Below are 19152 nucleotides of genomic sequence, written 5' to 3'. Positions count from 1 at the left end.
TGCACGTTCACGGGTATCTGTGCTTTAGAAAAGTGATACGGCTGAGGTGAACGGAACGCTGATCAAGAATCACATGTTCAACCTGAACGACATTGCGCGCTTGCGGGGCTTTACGTCAGGAACGCTTACGCGGCATCATGCGCAGCAGCGTATTATCCTTCCAGAAGTAGTGATGCATCAGGGCGGCTGCGGCATGCAAACCAATAACAAAATAGCCCAGGTTTGCCAGCGTCACGTGCCAGGACTTCAGCATCTCCACGAGATCAACGTTGGCTTTTGCCGCATATGGCATGACGATGCCAAATGCCATCCACGGATTGCCCCGGTTGTACATCATCACCAGACCAATAATCGGCAACGCAATAAACAACAGATAGATGACCAGATGCCCCAGATGCGCCATTCCGGTCATCATCGGTTTCGGTTTTGGCACAATCGGCGGCGCCGGATATTTCAGCCTGACCAGCAGACGCGCCACCATCAGCGTTAAAATCGTGATGCCACAGGATACGTGCACCATGTTGAACAAGGGACGATAGCTACGCGGGAAAAATCCGCGAAACTCCATGGCGCTGTAGGCCACAATGACCAACAAAAAAACCAGCCAGTGAATACCAATTTGCAGGCCAGAATACTTATTCCCCATAACACTTCCTGAATAAAAACAATAATGCGTCAACATAACGGGCTTTTGTTAAAAATTCATTAATTTTTGTTCATCCATTATCAGTCAGTTACGTTTAAGCGCAAAAACAGCTATTGCCCCGGATGCCTGACTGGACTATGCCTGGTAGGGAAAATATGTCGTACCGCCTCATCCTGACAGGAGAAAACCATGAGTAAAATTGGCATTAACGGCTTTGGTCGTATCGGTCGTCTGGTATTGCGTCGACTACTGGAGGTCAAAAGCAGGGTGGAGGTCGTCGCCATTAATGACCTGACCTCGCCCAAAATTCTCGCCTATCTGTTAAAACACGACTCAAATTACGGTCCATTTCCCTGGAGTATCGACTTTACCGAAGACGCGCTGATTGTCGACGGTAAAAGAATCGCTGTTTATGCAGAAAAAGAGGCCAAAAATATTCCGTGGAAAGCCACTGGCGCAGAGATCATCATCGAATGCACCGGTTTTTACACCTCAACAGAAAAAGCCAACGCCCACCTGGACGCAGGCGCCCAAAAAGTCCTGATATCCGCCCCTGCCGGGGATATGAAAACCATTGTTTTTAACGTGAACGACGACACGATGGATGCGAACGATCGAATTATCTCTGTCGCATCGTGCACCACTAACTGCCTGGCGCCGATGGCGAAAGCCCTGCATGACAACTTCGGTATTCAACTGGGCACTATGACAACCATCCATGCCTACACGGGGACACAATCGCTGGTAGATGGCCCTCGCGGAAAAGATCTGCGCGCCTCGCGGGCGGCGGCGGAGAACATCATTCCCCATACCACCGGTGCGGCGAAAGCGATTGGCCTGGTGATTCCGGCATTGAGCGGAAAATTAAAAGGCCACGCCCAGCGCGTACCGGTGAAAACCGGATCCGTCACGGAACTGGTGTCGGTATTGGGTAAAAAGGTCACCGCTGAAGAGGTTAATAACGCGCTGAAAAAAGCCACGCTGAATAATGAGTCATTTGGCTATACCGACGAGGAGATTGTCTCGTCAGATGTGATTGGCTCACATTTCGGTTCAGTATTTGATGCGACACAAACCGAGATTACCGAAGTGGGCGATCTGCAACTGGTAAAAACCGTCGCCTGGTACGATAACGAGTACGGCTTTGTGACCCAACTTATTCGCACGCTGGATAAATTTATCAAGCTCTGACGTTGTGGTGGAGGTCGAATGAACGGGATAGCCGACAAAGTGTAAAAATTACGCCGGGTGACGTACAAACTCACCCGGCTAAAAGCTTAGGACTGCAGATAAACCACCTGCGTTTGCAGATATTCATTCAGGCCGTGTTTACCGTCTGCCCCGCCAATCCCGGATTTGCGCCACCCCGCGTGGAAACCCTGCATTGCCTCGAAGTTTTCACGGTTAATATAGGTTTCGCCAAACTTCAGCCCCTTAATCGCCTTCATCGCGGTGTTCAGATTTTGCGTGTAAATTGATGAAGTCAGCCCGTAGTCGCTGTCGTTGGCCATTGTCAGTGCCTCTTCCAGCGTATTAAACGCCACCACCGGCAGCACCGGACCAAAGGTCTCCTCGTGCATAATCGCCATCTCCTGACGCACATCCAACAGTAATGTCGGCGGATAGTAATAGCCTTTGCCTTCTACCGCCTTACCGCCCAGCACTACTCTGGCCCCCTCCTGCACCGCTCGCGCAACTTTCTGCTCCACTCGTTCCAGCGCAGCGGCGTTAATCAACGGTCCCATCGCAATGTCATTGCGCTCAGCCGGATTGCCGAACTGTACGGCTTTCATCGCTTCACCCAGACGATTAACGAACTGGTCATAAATACCTTTCTGGACGTACACGCGTTCGGCGCAGTTGCATACCTGCCCGGTATTGATCACCCGTGAGTCAACAATTGCCTTCACGGCCAGCTCAAGGTCAGCATCATCCATCACGATAGCTGGGGCTTTGCCCCCCAGTTCCAGGCAGACTTTAGTGATGTTTTTGGCCGCTGCAGCCATAATTTTCTCGCCCGCTCCGACGCTACCGGTCATGCTGACCATTGCCACTTTCGGGTTTCCGGCCAGTTCCTGGCCGACCGTTTCACCGCGTCCCAGGACCAGATTAAATACCCCGCGAGGCAAGCCAATATCATCAATAATTTTGGCAAAAGCGATGGCGTTGTTGGGCGTAAACTCACTCGGTTTAATGACAATGGTATTGCCCGTCAGCAGCGCGGGGGCCAGTTTGCGAGCAATCAGGAAGAACGGAAAATTCCACGGCAGAATGCCCGTTGTCACGCCCAGAGCGCGCTTAAACAGCAGGATATTCTCGCCCGGGCGATCGCTTTGCAGGATCTCGCCTTCATAACGGCGTGCCCACTCGGCCATGTAATCGATATAATCGGCGGTAAATGCGACTTCAACGTCGGCCAGTTGCTGTATTTTCCCGCCTTCAGCCACTATCAATGCGCTGATTTCGCTGGCGCGTTGACGGATACCCGCAGATATTTTGCGTAGCCAGTTCGCCCGTTCAATGGCAGGCAGCGCTTCCCATTCAGGCTGAGCACGCTCGGCGGCGTCTATCGCTTTACGCGCATCTTCGGCACGTCCATCCGGAATACGTGAGATAACCTCTTCCGTGGCCGGATTGACGACATCAATCCAGGCGTCATCGTGCCAGGTCACAAACTGCCCATCGATATACATAGGATGTTGTACGGGTACTGACATGCGCTTCTCCTGTGATTGATTTGTTTTTAACAAGTAAAACTATTGTTAATTAATATCAATCATGCCTGACGAATTATCACTACAGTGACTGTTCTGTGAGCGGCTTCATAAAAGCGTCTGGCAACGCGCTGATGAAAGGAAAAAACGGGCGGGATTTATGCCCGTTTGCAGCAAAACGCTTACAAACGGGCAGCGGGGATCACAGAGAGCGGCTCTCCAGTAAGTCTGACAACGCGGTATCGCTTTTCAGTTGCTGCCAGGCTGCCTCAACGTTACCGGGAATATCCACATGCACGATAAAATCGCGGCCACAGGGACCATAGCCATTAACATCGTCCCGCAGACGCGGCAACTCTCCGGTAATGAGCGAAAGATAGCGATCCACTGACCATAGCCCTTCGGCCGTCGGCGCAAAGTCCACGCCGTCGCGCTGTTGGACCAACTCCGGGACGAATCCCGGGAAACCCAACCAGCGCGGCGCATGCGGCTCATCGCGGGTTACGCGCTGAAAGGTGGCCATCGTTCGGCGTTGCATGGTCGGATCCTGTACCACAATGACGGTATGCATGCTTTCTGTCGCCTGGCTCAGTAACGCACAGCTAAATCGGGCATTCTCACCGCAGTTTGTTGACTGGTCTTCCACCCAAATCTTCTCCCCCGGAATGTGCCAGAACTGGTGAGCGATATCGGCAAGGATCGCCGCTTCCGCACGTCCGGTGGTTCGAATGATATTGTAGCGAGGATGTCGGGCAATCGCGTCATACAGAAAGCGCGTGGAATGGCCGATGCCCCCACTAATCAATAAGGGAACCTGTTGGTCTTTCGCGATCCGACAGGCAGCATCGATGGTCGGGATCACCGCGTTCCCCGCCAGAATTACGCAATCTGACTGAACCGTGATGTCCCCCGTAAAATCGCTCTGCGCCAGCCATTGCCCTACAGTATTGATCGCCGCCAGCGTGGTCGCGGAGAGCGTCGGAAACTGACTCATATTCATGACTCCTGGTGTTTATTCTTTACCGGGTACAGAGGCCGGATGGCGGTTACGCCTTGTCCGGCCGGTGGTTCAGCGCGGCGTTATCCCGTGATCTGATCCATCGCCTGCAGAATACGTTTATCTGAAATAGGGTACGGCGTACCAAGCTGCTGGGCAAAGTAGCTGACGCGCAGCTCTTCTATCATCCAGCGGATCTCTTTGACGTCGTCATCTTCACGGCGCGCAGGCGGTAGTTTATTGAACCATTGCTGCCAGGCCTGCTGCACACTATCCACTTTCAGCATCTGTGCACGGTCACGGTGCGGATCGATGGCCAGTTTTTCCAGACGCTTTTCAATAGCCTGCAAATAACGCAACGTATCGCCCAGGCGTTTGAAACCATTACCAGTGACAAATCCGCGGTACACCAGCCCGCTCATTTGCGCTTTGATATCTGAAAGCCCTAACGCCATGGTCATATCCACACGCCCTTTCAGACGCTTATTGATATTAAACACCGCGGTGAGGATCTGTTCGACCTGCTTCGCGATATCCACCACCGTATCGTTCAGTTCAGCCCGCACCTTCTCATGCAACGCCGCAAAGCCCTCTTCCGTCCACACGGGACCACCATGGGCGTCGATCAACCGATCCACACCGCAGGAGATACAGTCGTCAATCAACTCCAACACTTTGCCATACGGGTTAAAATACAACCCCAGCTTGGCTTTGTTAGGCAACTTCTCGTGTAAGTATTTGATCGGTGAAGGAATGTTCAACAGCAACAGGCGGCGTAAGCCGCACCACATAGCCTGTTGCTGCTCCAGCGGATTATCAAACAATTTGATGGCGACGCTGTCACGCTCATCGACCAGCGCTGGCCACGCTTTTACCTTATAGTTACCGCGCTTTTGCTCGTAACTTTCCGGAAGCTGTCCGAAGCTCCAGATATGCAATCCGCTCTGTTCGATACCGTCATCCGCCACCGCGGACAGCGTTTCCTGAACCTTACCCTTCAAGGCGTCTTTCAGATCCTGTAGCGAGCGTCCTTCCTGTAGCTTCTTGTTCTTGTCATCCACCACCCGGAAGGTGATTTTTAGGTGATCGGGTACCTGATCCCAATGCCAGTCATCGCGGTCAACGGTGACGCCGGTCATCCGGCGCAGTTCACGTTCCAGCGCGTCCAGCAGCGGCAGTTCCAGCGGCGTCACGCGGCCTAAAAATGCCTCAGCATAGTTCGGAGCAGGAACAAAGTTACGTCGTACCGGTTTCGGCAACGACTTAATCAGGGCGATCACCAGCTCGCGGCGCAGGCCAGGAATCTGCCATTCAAAACCGCTCTCTTCGATCTGATTGAGCAGTGGGAGCGGAATATGCACGGTCACACCGTCCGCATCGGCTCCCGGTTCGAACTGGTAGCTCAAACGCAGTTTGAGATTGCCCTGGTGCCAGAAGTTCGGATAATCCAGCTTACTGATTTTTTCCGCGCCCTCTTTGATAAGCATGCTCTTTTCAAAGTTGAGCAGATCCGGGGTCTCGCGGGAAACTTTCTTCCACCAGCTATCAAAGTGGCGAGCAGAAATCACATCATGGCTAATACGCTGGTCGTAAAACTCAAACAGCGTTTCATCATCAACCAGGATGTCGCGACGGCGCGATTTATGTTCTAACTCTTCCACCTCCGCCCGCAGCTTCAGGTTGTCACGGAAGAAAGCATGGCGCGTTTGCCAGTCCCCCTCCACCAGCGCATGACGAATGAACAGTTCACGTGACAGCGCCGGATCGATCTGGCTGTAGTTCACCTTACGGGCAGCAACAATCGGTAAGCCGTAGACGGTGACCTTTTCTGTCGCCATGACCGCGCCCTGCGCGCGTTCCCAGTGCGGTTCGCTGTATGAACGTTTGATCAGATGCTGCGCAACTGGCTCCACCCACTCGGGATCGATACGCGCGGCAATACGTCCCCACAGGCGGCTGGTTTCCACCAGCTCCGCCACCATCGTCCATTTCGGCGGTTTTTTGAACAAACCGGAACCCGGGAAGATCGAGAAACGGGCGTTACGCGCACCGGTAAATTCCTGCTTATCGGCATCTTTCATCCCAATATGGGACAGTAAACCGGTCAACAATGCGACGTGGATCTCCCGATATTCAGCGGGTTCGCTGTTGACCGGAATGCCCAACTCTTTTACCACCTGGCGCAGTTGTGTGTAGATATCCTGCCATTCACGTACGCGCAGATAATTAAGAAAGTCGACTTTACACTGACGGCGGAACTGGTTTGACGACAACGCTTTTTGCTGCTCGCCGAGGTAATTCCATAAGTTCACAAACGCCAGGAAATCAGACTCCTTGTCATGGAAGCGGCGATGCTTCTCGTCGGAAGCTTGCTGCTTGTCCATTGGACGCTCGCGCGGATCCTGAATGGACAGCGCCGAGGTGATGATCATCGCCTCACGCACACAGCCATGTTTTTGCGCTTCCAGCACCATACGCGCCAGACGCGGATCCACCGGAAGTTGCGACAGCTGGCGGCCCAACGGCGTTAATTTGTAAGCGGTTGCCTGTTCATCGGTGGTTATCGCACCCAGCTCTTCGAGCAGGCGCACCCCGTCCTGAATATTGCGTTTATCCGGCGCTTCAACAAACGGGAACGCCGCGATATCCCCCAGCCCCAGCGCGGTCATCTGCAAAATAACGGACGCCAGGTTGGTACGCAGGATCTCCGGATCGGTAAACTCCGGACGCGACAGGAAGTCGTCCTCAGAATACAGACGAATACAGATCCCTTCCGAAACGCGACCGCATCGGCCTTTACGCTGGTTGGCAGAGGCCTGCGACACCGGTTCAATCGGCAAACGCTGGACTTTCGTGCGATAGCTGTAGCGACTGATACGCGCGGTGCCAGGATCAATGACATACTTGATGCCCGGTACGGTCAACGAGGTTTCCGCCACGTTGGTGGCCAGCACAATACGACGACCGCTGTGCGACTGGAACACACGGTTCTGCTCGCTATTGGAGAGACGTGCATACAGTGGCAGCACTTCGGTGTGACGCAAATCCAGCTTATTCAGGGCATCAGCGGTATCGCGGATTTCGCGCTCGCCGCTCATGAAGATCAGTATGTCGCCCTGACTTTCACGGCCTAACTCATCTACGGCATCAAAAATTGCCTGCAACTGGTCACGCTCGGTGTCATCTGCGTCTTCAACAATCGGGCGATAGCGAACTTCCACCGGATAGGTGCGACCAGAGACTTCGATAATCGGCGCATTGTTGAAATGCTTAGAAAAGCGTTCCGGGTCAATGGTCGCCGAAGTGATGATAATTTTTAGATCCGGACGACGCGGCAGGAGTTCTTTCAGGTAGCCAAGCAGAAAATCAATATTCAGGCTGCGTTCATGCGCTTCATCGATGATGATGGTGTCGTACTGCATTAGCAGCCGATCCTGCTGGATTTCCGCCAGCAGGATACCGTCCGTCATCAGCTTAACCATGGTGTTGTCACTAACATGATCGCTAAAACGGACCTTATAGCCGATACAGCCGCCCGGCTCGGTTTGCAGCTCTTCCGCAATACGATTCGCCACGGTACGCGCCGCCAGACGACGCGGTTGAGTATGGCCGATCAGCCCTTTCACCCCGCGCCCTAGCTCCATACAGATTTTCGGCAACTGGGTGGTTTTACCTGAACCGGTCTCACCAGCCACAATCACCACCTGATGGTCGCGAATGGCTTCCAGAATATCCTGTTTTTTCTGGCTGACAGGCAGGTTTTCCGGGTAGCTGATGACCGGACGCGCCGCTTCACGCAGCACAACTTTACCGGCTGCCTGGTCGATCTCTTTTGCCATCTCCTGGTAAATGGCCTGTTGTGCATCAGGATTTTTAACCTTCTTCACGCCGTGCAAACGGCGGGTAAAACGCTGTCTGTCACGCAGCATCAGCGAGTCCAGCTGTTGCTGCAACATGTTGAAGGTTAATTTTGGTTGTTCTGTCATAGCGTTAAAAGGCAGCGATCTGCCGGGTTAAATCTCTTTTAGATGATAGATATAGAGTACCACATCGGGGCTTTTCATGTGTTGTTCAATAATTTCGAACATAGGATTCGATATATTGCGCTATCACTGCGACAGGATTGTGAATAAAGTGTCAACAAGCAACGGGGCACTACCCCTTCAAACACATAAAAGGAAACACCCATGAGCAAGGTATTAGTTCTTAAATCCAGTATTCTGGCAGGGTACTCTCAGTCTGGTCAGTTGTCTGATTATTTTGTTGAACAGTGGCGTGAAAAGCACTCTGCTGATGAAATCACCGTCCGCGACCTGGCTGCAAACCCGGTTCCGGTACTGGATGGCGAACTGGTGGGTGCGCTGCGCCCAAGCGATGCGCCACTGACGCCGCGTCAGCAAGAAGCGCTGGCGCTGTCTGACGAATTGATCGCTGAACTGAAAGCGCATGATGTGATTGTTATCGCCGCGCCGATGTATAACTTCAACATTCCGACGCAGTTGAAAAACTACTTTGACCTGATTGCCCGTGCCGGCGTGACCTTCCGCTACACCGAGAAAGGTCCGGAAGGTCTGGTGACCGGTAAACGCGCAGTGGTGCTGACCAGCCGTGGGGGTATTCATAAAGATACGCCGACTGACCTGATCACACCGTATCTGAACGTGTTCCTGGGCTTTATCGGTATCACCGACGTGAACGTGGTCTTTGCTGAAGGTATCGCTTACGGCCCGGAAGTGGCATCTAAAGCCCAGTCCGATGCGAAAGCCGCTATCGACAGCGTGGTTGCTGCCTGATAATTCACCCTCTCACCATCCGGTGGGAGGGATTCTCGGTACTTACTTCTTTGCCCGCACATGTACCTGCTTGCCGTGAATGCGATTAATATCACGCCAGATGGTGGCATACTCCCTGCACTTCGCCAGATTTTCTTCCCAGCAATGAAGTAAAAATTGTTCCGGCTCCGCGACATCCCGGCTTAACAGCTTGAATACCCAACGATTCCAGACATACCATTTGAGAAGCCACATGATTTCACTCCACGACGCGACCGGTGTTGAACTATATCAACATCCGTTTGATGCCGTGTGGCAACTATTGCGATGTCGATGAATAATCCGGAAGGATCCTCCACTTGTAATACCATTCCCCCAGTGGCGTTCAGAAATGATTATTCTTTCCTCAACCACTTACCATTAATACCTTGCACGTACTCCCCCGGTTTAGCGCGAGCGACTAACTTTTGTCCGGCCATTTTTGCCACTTCCTCTGGCGGAATATTATTGCTCTCAGCCAGTTGCTGATAACTGGCGCTTCGCGCCTTATTAATCTCACTCACCAGCGCCTGCGTTTCAGCATCGGTTTGTAATGCCACCAGATAACCATTGAGTGTTTCCCCCACTCGCCCCTGAGTTCTGGCTTCATTCAGGGTCAACGCCCATGCATTGCTGGTGATAAAACTCAGCGCCACCAGGATCGCTGCAAGCTGTTTTTTCATCATTACCTCAGAACAGATCGCTGCGCGATTTCAATAAGCTCTCGACGTCTTTATCAACTTTGATATGAATCTCATGTTCGATTTTGACGTTCATATTAATCGTGATCGGCTCTTTTGGCGCAGCCACTTCGATTCTCGGGGTACAACCTACCACCAGAGATGAAGCCAGCAACCCCAGCATGGCGGCTATCGTTTTCATTGTTGTTCCTCACATTCCTTGCCTTCCAGGCAATGGGTTTCCGGCAGCGTTGCATTTTGCTCAAACCATGCCTGTAAATTGTCGCCAAAACGCAAACTGCGCCATAGCGTAAAGACGTTTTCCTCGTGGGTGTAATTCAAATTAACCGTCCCCACTTTGCCATCTACCCGGCTATTGCCAGTAACGGTTGCCTGCATCGTTAAGACACCCAGGTTATCCAGGTTTATTTTCGTCCAGGAATGGGTTATTTCCATATAGCGCAGCCAGTTAATTGCCGCGCCAGCCGCCATATTATCTTTAACGACGGCATCCGCCGTGTCTTTATCAATACGCAGCGTCATCGGACCTGGGTTGGTTAACCAGCCGTCTTTGATGATCCACTTTTCGTTATCCAACCATAATGGCAACGCGCCGCTGACCGGACCCGACATAGCGAACTGCTTGGGGTTAACCGCGCTAATAAGCTCGCTGGAGGAGATATTCTGCACCCGTAATAAGGCCGGGTCGTGCTGTGGCATCCGCAGTTGCCGCATGATGACTTTGCCTCCCAGCAGTTCGGCGCTGACATCGCTCAGCAATAACGGATTGCCTTCACTCCAGGGGTACGCTCCCTGTAGATCGGCAGTAATATTTTTCGCCGTCACCTGATTCACGATTTCCGCAATACGCAGTGAAACAGGACCACGCGTACCCAACTGCCATGCACCTTCGCTAAACCGAAACGGTAAGATAAAATCGACGCCATTAATTTGGTTATCAGGCATCCAGGCGCTACCGCCTTTTAATACCCCATGACCGCCCGCTTCAAAGCCCTGTTCCGGCGCGGCCGAGAATGCGACCTGCGCATAGAGATCACCTTCACGCAGTTTCATTTTCCAGTCAGGCGGGAGCAGCGGCTGGAACACGGTGAGTGATTGTTTTGGCCACCAGGCCTGTCCGCGCAGACGGATCCCGTCCCAACGGCCATTTAGCTGTACGGGGCCAATCGCACCCGCGTGAAGCTGGCCCTTGAACTGGAAAATCGTCGGGTCGCTGCCTTCCACGCTGAACTTTAGCGTTGAGGGAGGTAAGACGCTTCCGCCGGTGAAGACGGTTTTTCCTGCGTCCAGTGACAGTACGCCGCTAAACGTCGGTTTGGTCGCGTCCCGTACCCATACGATCGGTTCGTCCATTACCAGGCGTGGGTTTTCCACCGTCATGGTGCCGTATTGCAAGTGGTCAAATCCGGTGGAGAGATCAAAGAGCTTCAGCGTGTTGTCATGCCACTCTCCCTTACCCGCCACGTCCCAGCGGGCATGCATCGGCGTAAAGCTGCCTTCGCCCCAGTAGCGCCATTGCCAACGACCAGCATCAGGAAGAAAATCATTTGCCAGACCATCCAGGTGCAGTTCAAAGCCCCCCATCTGGTTTTCATGCGCACGCAAAATAGCCTGTAGACGACCATCCACACCGCGTTGTGTTACCTTTACGCCCGCCAGCGGCCAACGAATCTCGTCAATATCCAGCGAATCAATTACCCGCCCCCGCGAACGCAACAGCGCCCCTGGCTCAAACGCCAGTTGCGGATCGTTCAGGCTACCGGTGAGTTTGGCGGGTAATTTCGCGTAGAAGATCAGATCGCCCTGTTTCGCTTCGCCGATCAGCTGTAACGGCATCTCGTTGTTATCGATACCCAGCTTACCCGGCCCCAGCGTTAAAACAGCGTTTCCTTTACCGGCATCGCCTTGCGTCAGAATGTTCAGACGCCCGCTCACCACCGCGTTTTCCAGCCCGGCCTGCCAGTTTTCAACTTTCATGCCCAGCCGCCCGCTTAGCGGGAATCCCTGATAAGGCCAGTTCCAGCGACCGTCGCTGATAGTCAACTGCTGGCGGGTTATTTCCCACGGAAGATCGAGCAGCGGATCGGCACTATCGCGCGCCATGACGATCAGTTGTCCGCTGTTTTCTTGCCACTCCAGTTCGGCGTCCACAAGCGTAGGCTCCTGCGGCAAGTTCAGCGTCGCAACGGCATGACCGCTCACCGGTAACCCATCAGGAACCAGCGGCATGGTAAATTCACCGACCAGTTTTACCGGCGGTTGCCCTTCAAATGCAGCGACATCCAGCTCATTTACCGTGAGATTTTGCCCGTGCAGCCGCCCCTGGAATTTAACCTTTTCCCCCTGGTAGCGCAGTTGCTGAGTAGAGGGCGTTAGCGAAAGCGACAGTTTCCCCTGCCATTCCTGCCAGGGAGAGAGAATAAGTTTGTCGATGTTAATCCAGGTATTGGGCAGCATCGATTGCCATTCAGCCAGCGTTTTGGGTGCTACCGGAGACGCTTCTGTCTGCGGTAATTTGGCCAGGCAACCGGAATCCAGCTCAATTGTCCCGACATTGAGCAACCAGCGGCTGGGATGGGACAGGTCCGCCTGAGTAATGCGCGCCAGCGGGCAATCATCGACCAGATAGCGGAGTTCCGGGATATGCAGCCCATGCCGTGTCAGCCGTGGACTCTCATCCAGCGCGATACGTGTCCCCACAGGTAACCAGACGCCCACCAGGGTCGGGACCCACAGGCCAAGCGTCATCACCAGCGTCAGCGGCACGAGAATCAATAATAAGAGGAGTGCCAGAACGGCTTTATATTTACCCTTCATGGGTAGTTAATATCCTGAATTAGCAAAATTTAAGCCGGTTTAGGCCTGTATTGTGGCATGTTTAACTGCATATTCCCACATTAAGGACAGATAACAGCGCTATGTGGCACGCTGTTACACGTGCCGTCAGGAATGATTCCAACACAGTAGCGCGTGGATTCGGACTCAATGATGGTTCAGTTGTCCATCGCTATGTTTAGGTCCTATCCGACCAGCCTCTATCAGTATTTCTTCTATAAGTTCTTCAAGACACTCCTTGCCATGATGATCACAGACAAGATGCACCTGGCGGGAAATTTCTTCAGGTTTCATTCCATCGCATAAAGCCGCCTTAAGCATTAAGGTGGCCCATCGTTTTGCTTCAGAGTGAGTTAGCATAACTCCTCCCGATATCTGCTACCTGTATAAGCGTAGCTGTCTGGATGTGAATCACCTGGCTTTTTGCCCACACTACCTGCTCAGCGAATGGAAAATATCCAGTTGTTGAAATCGCGTAACCTGCCCACACTAACAAAAGATACGCTTTAAACATTCATTACTTCTATGACTATCAATAACTTTTTAGATTTTGTAAAATAATTTTAATTGGATTAACGTGACGTCAAAATCACTGGAGAAAGTCTTATGAAACTCGCCATCTATAGTACAAAACAGTACGACAAAAAGTATCTGCAGCAGGTTAACGAGGCTTTTGGTTTTGAACTTGAATTTTTTGACTTTCTGTTGACGGAGAAAACAGCTAAAACAGCCCATGGTTGCGAAGCTGTATGCATCTTCGTCAACGACGATGGCAGCCGACCGGTTCTGGAAGAACTGAAAAAGCTGGGTGTGAAATATATCGCCCTGCGCTGCGCCGGGTTCAATAACGTCGATCTCGACGCGGCAAAAGAGCTGGGTCTGCAGGTGGTACGCGTCCCTGCCTATTCGCCTGAAGCCGTCGCTGAGCATGCGATTGGCATGATGATGACCCTGAACCGCCGTATTCATCGCGCGTATCAACGTACCCGTGATGCCAACTTCTCTCTTGAAGGGCTGACCGGCTTTACCATGTATGGCAAAACGGCCGGGGTGATTGGTACCGGTAAAATCGGTATTGCTGCGCTGCGGATCCTGAAAGGTTTTGGTATGCGCCTGCTGGCGTTCGATCCCTACCCAAGCGCCGCTGCTCTGGAATTAGGCGTGGAATATGTCGATCTTAAAACACTGTTTGCTGAGTCCGACGTTATCTCCCTGCACTGCCCGTTAACGCCGGAAAATTATCATCTGCTCAATCAGGAAGCCTTTGAGCAAATGAAAAACGGCGTGATGATTATTAACACCAGTCGCGGAGCGCTGATCGATTCACAGGCGGCTATCGATGCCCTGAAAAACCAGAAAATTGGTTCTCTGGGTATGGATGTGTATGAAAACGAACGCGATCTGTTCTTTGAAGATAAATCCAATGATGTGATTCAGGATGATGTGTTCCGTCGCCTGTCAGCCTGCCATAACGTGCTATTTACCGGGCATCAGGCGTTTCTGACCGCCGAAGCGTTGACCAGCATTTCTGAAACGACACTGCAAAATCTGGAACAAATCTCCAAAGGCGAAACCTGTCCAAACGCCCTCTTTTAATCCCTGTGCTCCCCTGATTTAAGGGGGGCATTTTCAGACAATTGCCGATGATAAAACAGTCAGTATCATATTGAATGTATTCCAGTCACGAAATTAGAGAATGTTAATGAAGAAAGTTGTCACGTTGATTGCCCTCAGCACGCTGATGGCTGGCTGTGTGAGCAGTGGAAACATTTCCGTCAATCGCGACCAGTTACAGCATCACCGTTTCGTTTTGCAGAGCGTGAATGGTAAAACCGTTACCGTCGCTAACAACCCACCCGAATTGAGTTTTGGCGAAAACATGACGGTATCGGGAAAGATGTGTAATCAATTCCACGGTCAGGGCAAGTTGTCCGACGGCGAGTTGAAGGTGAAAGATATGGCGATGACCCGCATGATGTGCGCCGATCCACAGCTTAACGCGCTCGACGGTATCGTCAGCGAAATGTTTAAGCAAGGCGCACAGGTAGATTTGACTGCTGACCAGTTGACACTGGCGACAGCAGAACAAACGCTGACGTATAAACTTGCGGATTTAATGTAATGAACGCGCAGGCTCAATAGCTCCCACAGCTTCCGGCGGCAAGCGACTGCTCACTACAGCGTTTGCCGTTGGGTAGCGCGCACATCCCGATGGCTGAGCCATCCAGTTGACGGGCAACGGAGAGCGAACCACCAATCATGGCGCAATTTGCTTCTCCAGAACTGGACATTGCTGCCTTCATGCCCGGTGCGACATGTGCTGCCGTTGCCTGCTGAACAGGTTCACTGCTACACGCCGATAATAATAACGCGGCACACCCTACCCAAAACGCTGCGCGCATCTTACTCCCCTCTGAAGATTAACCAAACGACACAGCCATAAATAATAGGCAGCAGAGACACCGCCGTCGAGAGGCAAACCACGCATTTATGCGCGCTGTTTACATTTTCTGGCAATTTTTTGGCTCCTCCTTTGATCAAACCATACATTCTCTTTATTCCAGGGACACAAAAGCGAAAATGCGCCTGAATGGCTTTTGCTAAAATAGAAGGATAATTACAGGACTCGCAACGCTTTCGCGTGTCCCTCTTTTTGCGCAATGTAAGGGTGTCAGTATGATCACAATTGACGGTAATGGTGCGGTTGCTTCGGTCGCATTTCGTACTAGCGAGGTTATCGCCATCTACCCGATTACGCCCAGTTCGACGATGGCGGAACAGGCCGATGCCTGGGCCGGAAACGGGCTTAAGAACGTGTGGGGAGATATCCCTCGCGTCGTAGAAATGCAGTCGGAAGGCGGTGCGATTGCGACCGTTCACGGCGCGTTGCAGACCGGTGCGCTCTCTACGTCGTTTACCTCATCACAGGGTTTGCTGTTGATGATCCCAACGCTGTACAAACTGGCCGGTCAGTTGACCCCGTTTGTACTGCACGTTGCAGCGCGAACTATTGCCACGCACGCGTTATCGATCTTTGGCGATCATTCCGACGTGATGGCTGTACGCCAAACCGGATGCGCGATGCTGTGCGCCAGTAGCGTTCAGGAAGCGCAGGATTTTGCGCTAATTTCGCAAATGGCCACCCTGAAAAGCCGGGTTCCATTTATTCATTTCTTTGATGGATTCCGTACATCACATGAAATCAATAAAATTGTGCCGCTGGCTGATAACACCATCCTCGGGCTGATGCCTCAGGCGGAGATTGATGCTCACCGCGCTCGGGCACTAAATCCAGAGCATCCGGTTATCCGCGGTACATCAGCGAATCCGGACACCTACTTCCAGTCACGCGAAGCGACAAACCCATGGTACAACGCGGTTTACGATCACGTAGAACAGGCGATGAACGACTTCGCCGCAGCCACGGGCCGCCAGTACCAGCCATTTGAATATTACGGTCATCCGCAGGCAGAACGCGTCATTATTTTAATGGGCTCGGCGATTGGCACCAGTGAAGAAGTTGTCGAAGAGCTGATGGCGCACGGCGAGAAAGTGGGTGTGCTGAAAGTCCGTCTGTTCCGCCCCTTCTCCGCCAAGCATTTACTGCGCGCGCTGCCGGAAAGCGCGCGCAGCATCGCCGTTCTGGATCGCACCAAAGAACCCGGCGCGCAGGCAGAACCATTATATCTGGATGTCATGACCGCGCTGGCGGAAGCGTTTAACTGTGGCGAACGAGAAACCTTACCGCGTGTGATTGGCGGACGCTATGGTCTTTCGTCCAAAGAGTTTGGCCCCGACTGCGTCATGGCGGTCTTTAATGAGTTGAATAGCACGAAACCTAAACCACGCTTCACGGTCGGTATCTATGATGATGTCACCAACCTGTCGTTGCCGTTGCCGGAAAACACCCTGCCCGGCACCGCTAAGCTCGAAGCGCTGTTTTACGGCCTGGGTAGCGATGGCAGCGTGTCGGCCACCAAAAACAATATCAAGATTATCGGTAACTCTACGCCATGGTATGCGCAGGGTTATTTCGTGTATGACTCGAAAAAAGCAGGCGGCCTGACCGTCTCCCACCTGCGCGTCAGTGAGCACCCCATTCGTTCTGCGTATCTGGTTTCACAAGCCGATTTTGTCGGCTGCCACCAGTTGCAATTTATCGATAAGTACCAGATGGCCGAACGCCTGAAACCTGGCGGTATATTCCTGCTTAATACCCCATACAGTGTGGATGAAGTCTGGGCGCGTCTGCCGCAGGAAGTTCAGGCGGTGCTGAATCAGAAGAAAGCCCGTTTCTACGTGATTAATGCGGCTAAAATCGCCCGTGAGTGTGGTTTGGCGGCGCGTATAAACACCGTGATGCAAATGGCGTTCTTCCACCTGACGCAAATTTTACCAGGCGACAGCGCGCTGGCAGAGTTGCAGGGGGCGATTGCGAAAAGCTACAGCAGTAAAGGCCAGGATCTGGTCGAACGTAACTGGCAGGCGCTGGCTCTGGCGCGTGAATCCGTCGCCGAAGTGGCCCTGCAGCCTGTTGATCCGCATAGCGCCAACCGCCCACCGGTGGTTTCTGATGCCGCACCAGATTTCGTGAAAACCGTCACCGCAGCAATGCTCGCCGGTCTGGGCGATGCACTGCCCGTTTCCGCGCTGCCGCCGGACGGTACCTGGCCAATGGGGACTACGCGTTGGGAAAAACGCAATATCGCCGAAGAGATCCCAATCTGGAAAGAAGAGCTGTGTACGCAATGTAACCACTGCGTTGCCGCCTGCCCGCACTCGGCTATCCGCGCCAAGGTGGTTTCCCCAGAAGCGATGGAAAACGCCCCTGCCAGCCTGCATTCTCTGGATGTGAAATCACGCGACATGCGCGGCCAGAAATATGTCCTGCAGGTTGCGCCTGAAGATTGCACCGGTTGTAATCTGTGCGTCGAAGTGTGCCCGGCGAAAGATCGCCAAAATCCTGAGATCAAAGCCATCAATATGATGTCGCGCCTTGAGCATGTCGAAGAAGAAAAAGTTAACTATGACTTCTTCCTCGATCTGCCGGAGATTGATCGCACCAAACTGGAACGTATTGATATTCGCACCTCGCAGTTGATTACACCGCTATTTGAATATTCCGGCGCCTGCTCAGGCTGTGGTGAAACGCCGTATATCAAACTGCTTACGCAGTTGTACGGTGACCGCATGTTGATTGCGAATGCCACCGGGTGTTCATCAATTTATGGCGGTAACCTGCCCTCAACGCCATACACCACCGATGCCAATGGGCGAGGGCCAGCATGGGCAAACTCGCTGTTTGAAGATAACGCCGAGTTTGGTCTGGGCTTCCGTCTGACGGTGGATCAACACCGGGCGCGCGTTATGCGTCTGCTGGAGCAGTTTGCCGATAACATCCCGGCTGAACTCAATGACGCTTTGCACGCAGAAGCCACGCCGGAGGTCCGTCGTGAGCAAGTCGCGGCCCTGCGCGAGCACCTGAAAGATGTCGAAGGCGCACAGCAGTTGTTAACCGATGCCGACGCGCTGGTTGAGAAATCCATCTGGCTGATTGGCGGCGATGGCTGGGCCTACGATATTGGCTTCGGCGGGCTGGATCACGTTCTTAGCCTGACCGAGAACGTCAATATTCTGGTGCTGGATACCCAGTGTTACTCCAACACGGGTGGGCAAGCGTCAAAAGCTACGCCTCTTGGGGCTGTCACTAAATTTGGGGAGCACGGCAAACGTAAGGCTCGTAAAGATCTTGGCGTCAGTATGATGATGTACGGGCATGTTTATGTCGCACAGATTTCCCTGGGCGCCCAGTTGAACCAGACGGTTAAAGCTATCCAGGAAGCGGAATCCTATCCGGGGCCGTCGCTGATTATCGCGTATAGCCCTTGTGAGGAGCATGGTTATGATCTCGCGTTGAGCCACGATCAGATGCGTCAGCTCACGGCAACCGGATTCTGGCCGCTGTATCGCTTTGATCCGCGTCGTGCAGACGAAGGTAAACTGCCGCTGGCGCTGGATTCTCGCCCGCCGTCAGATGCTTTGGCTGAAACTTTACTTAACGAGCAACGCTTCCGCCGCTTAAATGCCCAACAGCCTGAAGTCGCTGAACAGCTGTGGAAAGACGCAACAGCCGATCTGCAAAAACGCTACGATTTCCTGGCGCAACTGGCAGGTAAAGCGGAAAAGAGCGGAACCGAGTAATACGTTTAGATCACTATTAAAGTGGAACGAAAAAAAAGCCCGAACAGTTGTTCGGGCTTGTCAATTTATTCGCTGGCTAATTAATATTGGCTATCAATACGACAACGAAAAAATAAAACGTGACAATAAAGGCATATAACACGCGCAGAATAGCTCAACAAAATTCACTTGTATAATTTTTATTTTATATATATTAAATCCATACATTCATAATAATTATCACTGTTTCTGTAGAATTATTTATTTA

At 52.6% G+C, this 19152-nt stretch carries 15 protein-coding genes; 5 read left to right on the top strand and 10 right to left on the bottom strand.

The annotated features are described in order from the left end of the window. Positions 1–115: 115 nt before the first annotated feature. Positions 116–646 (bottom strand): cytochrome b561, encoded by a 531-nt coding sequence (gene cybB, locus FDW97_RS18595; RefSeq protein ID WP_137351444.1) that lies wholly within the window; start codon positions 644–646, stop codon positions 116–118. 189 nt (positions 647–835) lie between these two features. Between cybB and gap the strand changes: the two genes are divergently transcribed. Beyond that, entirely contained in the window at positions 836–1837 is a 1002-nt protein-coding gene (gene gap / locus FDW97_RS18590) for a type I glyceraldehyde-3-phosphate dehydrogenase (protein WP_137351443.1), read from the top strand. Positions 1838–1923: 86 nt separating this feature from the next. On the opposite strand, the gene aldA is transcribed toward gap, so the two are convergent. The 3 genes from aldA to hrpA form a co-directional block, all read right to left on the bottom strand. Beyond that, a complete protein-coding gene (gene aldA, locus FDW97_RS18585; protein ID WP_137351442.1) occupies positions 1924–3363 on the bottom strand; it encodes an aldehyde dehydrogenase in 1440 nt (479 codons plus the stop codon). A gap of 199 nt (positions 3364–3562) precedes the next feature. Next, positions 3563–4360, bottom strand: a complete 798-nt coding sequence (locus FDW97_RS18580) for a YdcF family protein (protein WP_170973706.1) — start codon at positions 4358–4360, stop codon at positions 3563–3565. 80 nt (positions 4361–4440) lie between these two features. Continuing rightward, positions 4441–8343, bottom strand: a complete 3903-nt coding sequence (gene hrpA / locus FDW97_RS18575; RefSeq protein ID WP_085048141.1) for an ATP-dependent RNA helicase HrpA — start codon at positions 8341–8343, stop codon at positions 4441–4443. 201 nt (positions 8344–8544) lie between these two features. Between hrpA and azoR the strand changes: the two genes are divergently transcribed. Continuing rightward, positions 8545–9150, top strand: a complete 606-nt coding sequence (gene azoR / locus FDW97_RS18570; RefSeq protein ID WP_006684422.1) for an FMN-dependent NADH-azoreductase — start codon at positions 8545–8547, stop codon at positions 9148–9150. A 42-nt stretch (positions 9151–9192) separates the two neighbouring features. Here azoR and FDW97_RS18565 read toward each other — a convergent pair whose 3' ends face one another. The 5 genes from FDW97_RS18565 to FDW97_RS18545 form a co-directional block, all read right to left on the bottom strand. After that, on the bottom strand, positions 9193–9384 hold the full coding sequence (locus FDW97_RS18565) for a hypothetical protein (RefSeq protein WP_042308220.1): 192 nt from the start codon (positions 9382–9384) through the stop codon (positions 9193–9195). Positions 9385–9524: 140 nt separating this feature from the next. Then, on the bottom strand, positions 9525–9851 hold the full coding sequence (locus tag FDW97_RS18560) for a YdbL family protein (protein ID WP_038640808.1): 327 nt from the start codon (positions 9849–9851) through the stop codon (positions 9525–9527). Positions 9852–9858: 7 nt separating this feature from the next. After that, the gene (locus FDW97_RS18555; RefSeq protein WP_038640810.1) at positions 9859–10050 is read right to left on the bottom strand and encodes a YnbE family lipoprotein; all 192 of its coding nucleotides are present in this window, start codon (positions 10048–10050) and stop codon (positions 9859–9861) included. Beyond that, entirely contained in the window at positions 10047–12686 is a 2640-nt protein-coding gene (locus FDW97_RS18550; protein WP_137351440.1) for a YdbH family protein, read from the bottom strand. The genes FDW97_RS18555 and FDW97_RS18550 overlap by 4 nt, the downstream gene beginning before the upstream one ends. Before the next feature lie 165 nt (positions 12687–12851). Continuing rightward, the gene (locus tag FDW97_RS18545; protein ID WP_074458538.1) at positions 12852–13064 is read right to left on the bottom strand and encodes a hypothetical protein; all 213 of its coding nucleotides are present in this window, start codon (positions 13062–13064) and stop codon (positions 12852–12854) included. A gap of 246 nt (positions 13065–13310) precedes the next feature. Between FDW97_RS18545 and FDW97_RS18540 the strand changes: the two genes are divergently transcribed. Then, the gene (locus tag FDW97_RS18540; protein WP_038640813.1) at positions 13311–14300 is read left to right on the top strand and encodes a 2-hydroxyacid dehydrogenase; all 990 of its coding nucleotides are present in this window, start codon (positions 13311–13313) and stop codon (positions 14298–14300) included. Positions 14301–14406: 106 nt separating this feature from the next. Beyond that, on the top strand, positions 14407–14826 hold the full coding sequence (hslJ, locus tag FDW97_RS18535) for a heat shock protein HslJ (RefSeq protein ID WP_137351439.1): 420 nt from the start codon (positions 14407–14409) through the stop codon (positions 14824–14826). Positions 14827–14839: 13 nt separating this feature from the next. Here the strand turns inward: hslJ and FDW97_RS18530 are convergent, their stop codons facing one another. Further along, the gene (locus FDW97_RS18530; RefSeq protein WP_003833199.1) at positions 14840–15106 is read right to left on the bottom strand and encodes a DUF333 domain-containing protein; all 267 of its coding nucleotides are present in this window, start codon (positions 15104–15106) and stop codon (positions 14840–14842) included. 274 nt (positions 15107–15380) lie between these two features. Between FDW97_RS18530 and nifJ the strand changes: the two genes are divergently transcribed. Then, complete coding sequence (gene nifJ, locus FDW97_RS18520; protein ID WP_087856161.1) at positions 15381–18905, top strand: pyruvate:ferredoxin (flavodoxin) oxidoreductase; 3525 nt, start codon at positions 15381–15383, stop codon at positions 18903–18905. Positions 18906–19152: the final 247 nt, after the last annotated feature.

Origin of the sequence: Citrobacter sp. wls708, from assembly GCF_005281255.1 — a bacterium.
GTDB classification, from domain to species: domain Bacteria; phylum Pseudomonadota; class Gammaproteobacteria; order Enterobacterales; family Enterobacteriaceae; genus Citrobacter; species Citrobacter werkmanii.
This window is presented reverse-complemented; position numbering and strand designations above follow the sequence as displayed.

Excerpts from the sequence above, each read along its gene's own strand:
- cybB (WP_137351444.1), bottom strand. The coding sequence starts at position 646 with ATGGGGAATAAGTATTCTGGCCTGCAAATTGGTATTCACTGGCTGGTT.
- gap (WP_137351443.1), top strand. The coding sequence starts at position 836 with ATGAGTAAAATTGGCATTAACGGCTTTGGTCGTATCGGTCGTCTGGTA.
- aldA (WP_137351442.1), bottom strand. The coding sequence starts at position 3,363 with ATGTCAGTACCCGTACAACATCCTATGTATATCGATGGGCAGTTTGTG.
- FDW97_RS18580 (WP_170973706.1), bottom strand. The coding sequence starts at position 4,360 with ATGAATATGAGTCAGTTTCCGACGCTCTCCGCGACCACGCTGGCGGCG.
- hrpA (WP_085048141.1), bottom strand. The coding sequence starts at position 8,343 with ATGACAGAACAACCAAAATTAACCTTCAACATGTTGCAGCAACAGCTG.
- azoR (WP_006684422.1), top strand. The coding sequence starts at position 8,545 with ATGAGCAAGGTATTAGTTCTTAAATCCAGTATTCTGGCAGGGTACTCT.
- FDW97_RS18565 (WP_042308220.1), bottom strand. The coding sequence starts at position 9,384 with ATGTGGCTTCTCAAATGGTATGTCTGGAATCGTTGGGTATTCAAGCTG.
- FDW97_RS18560 (WP_038640808.1), bottom strand. The coding sequence starts at position 9,851 with ATGAAAAAACAGCTTGCAGCGATCCTGGTGGCGCTGAGTTTTATCACC.
- FDW97_RS18555 (WP_038640810.1), bottom strand. The coding sequence starts at position 10,050 with ATGAAAACGATAGCCGCCATGCTGGGGTTGCTGGCTTCATCTCTGGTG.
- FDW97_RS18550 (WP_137351440.1), bottom strand. The coding sequence starts at position 12,686 with ATGAAGGGTAAATATAAAGCCGTTCTGGCACTCCTCTTATTATTGATT.
- FDW97_RS18545 (WP_074458538.1), bottom strand. The coding sequence starts at position 13,064 with ATGCTAACTCACTCTGAAGCAAAACGATGGGCCACCTTAATGCTTAAG.
- FDW97_RS18540 (WP_038640813.1), top strand. The coding sequence starts at position 13,311 with ATGAAACTCGCCATCTATAGTACAAAACAGTACGACAAAAAGTATCTG.
- hslJ (WP_137351439.1), top strand. The coding sequence starts at position 14,407 with ATGAAGAAAGTTGTCACGTTGATTGCCCTCAGCACGCTGATGGCTGGC.
- FDW97_RS18530 (WP_003833199.1), bottom strand. The coding sequence starts at position 15,106 with ATGCGCGCAGCGTTTTGGGTAGGGTGTGCCGCGTTATTATTATCGGCG.
- nifJ (WP_087856161.1), top strand. The coding sequence starts at position 15,381 with ATGATCACAATTGACGGTAATGGTGCGGTTGCTTCGGTCGCATTTCGT.